Genomic DNA, 1,380 nt, shown 5'->3' with positions numbered 1-1,380 from the left:
GGTTATGGGCGGGTACGGGGGCTCACGGTCTTGGACGGGTCCCGCTCGACGACCGGGCCGAGCACGTCGTCGATCTGCTTCAGCACGTCCGCGTCCAGCTTCACGCCCGACGCCTTCACGTTGTCGCGCACCTGCTCGGGTCGGCTGGCGCCGACGATGGCGCTGGAGACGTTGGGGTTCTGCAGCACCCAGGCGATCGCCAGCTGGGCCATGCTCAACCCCAGGTCGGCGGCGATCGGCTTGAGCTCCTGTACGCGGGACAACACGTCGTCGTTCATGAACCGCGCGATCATGGCGCTGCCGCCCGCGTCGGTGGCCCGCGAGCCCTCCGGCGGCTGCTGCCCGGGCACGTACTTGCCGGTCAGCACCCCCTGAGCGATGGGGGACCAGACGATCTGGCCGATGCCCTCCTTCTCGCTCAGCGGCACGACCTCGGCCTCGATGATCCGCCACAACATCGAGTACTGAGGCTGGCTGGAGACGATCCGGTCGAAACCCATCTCGTCGGCGATCTTCAACGCCTGGGCGATCTGGTCGGCCGTCCACTCGCTGACGCCGATGTAGAGGACCTTGCCCTGGCGCACGAGGTCGTCGAACGTCTTGAGCGTCTCCTCCAGGGGCGTCTCATAGTCGAAACGGTGCGCCTGGTACAGGTCGACATAGTCCGTCTGCAGGCGGCGCAGCGAGCCGTTGATCGACTCGGTGATGTGCTTGCGCGACAGGCCGCGGTCGTTCTGGCCGGGGCCCGTCGGCCAGTAGACCTTGGTGAAGATCTCCAGCGACTCCCTGCGCACGCCCTTCAGTGCCCGGCCGAGCACCTCCTCGGCCTTCGTCCCGGCGTAGACGTCCGCAGTGTCGAACGTGGTGATGCCTTCGTCGAGCGCCGCCTGAACGCACTGCTTGGCGGCGTCCTCCTCGACCTGAGAACCATGGGTGAGCCAGTTTCCGTAGCTGATTTCGCTGACCTTGAGACCACTGCGACCGAGGTGTCGGAATTCCATGGGTCCGACCTTAGTCCTGGCACATGGAGTGATCTGTTTCGGGATAGGGTGCGCGACGTGCTGAAGCTCGTACGGCTGGCGCTGACGGCGGCGATCCTGACCGCGATAGCGATACGCCTGCGCCGGCGCGCGCATGTGCCCGATCAGCGGCCTGAGCCGCCGGCGGCGCGGCCAGGCAGGAGCCCGCGGATGGGCCTGGTGTGGGCCGCCATCGCGGCGATCGTGGCGGTGACGCTCGCGGCCGCGCTGATTCCCACAGAGGCGGAGCATGCGTCCGCGGCGGCATGGCAGGCGTATCAGGCTGAGCAGGCGGCGCTCACGGCCCGGCTGGCGCTCCCGGGCGAGTTGGAGCGGATGGCCACGCCCGCCCCCACCGGCC

2 protein-coding genes are annotated in these 1,380 nt (G+C 68.3%); one reads left to right on the top strand and one right to left on the bottom strand.

Going from position 1 to position 1,380, the window contains the following annotated elements; translation table 11 throughout:
• Window positions 1-2: 2 nt before the first annotated feature.
• Window positions 3-1,001 (bottom strand): aldo/keto reductase family protein, encoded by a 999-nt coding sequence (locus ETD86_RS54375; RefSeq protein WP_138674389.1) that lies wholly within the window; start codon window positions 999-1,001, stop codon window positions 3-5.
• Window positions 1,002-1,058: 57 nt separating this feature from the next.
• On the opposite strand from ETD86_RS54375, the gene ETD86_RS54370 reads away from it, so the two are divergent.
• On the top strand, window positions 1,059-1,380 hold a 322-nt coding region (locus ETD86_RS54370), incomplete at its 3' end, for a hypothetical protein (RefSeq protein WP_211370943.1).

Source organism: Nonomuraea turkmeniaca, from assembly GCF_005889735.1.
Classification (GTDB): domain Bacteria; phylum Actinomycetota; class Actinomycetes; order Streptosporangiales; family Streptosporangiaceae; genus Nonomuraea; species Nonomuraea turkmeniaca.
Note: the sequence above shows the minus strand (reverse complement) of the source record. Positions and strands in the feature narration are given on the sequence as shown.

Coding starts and splice junctions, on each gene's coding strand:
- ETD86_RS54375 (WP_138674389.1), bottom strand. CDS start 1,001: ATGGAATTCCGACACCTCGGTCGCAGTGGTCTCAAGGTCAGCGAAATC.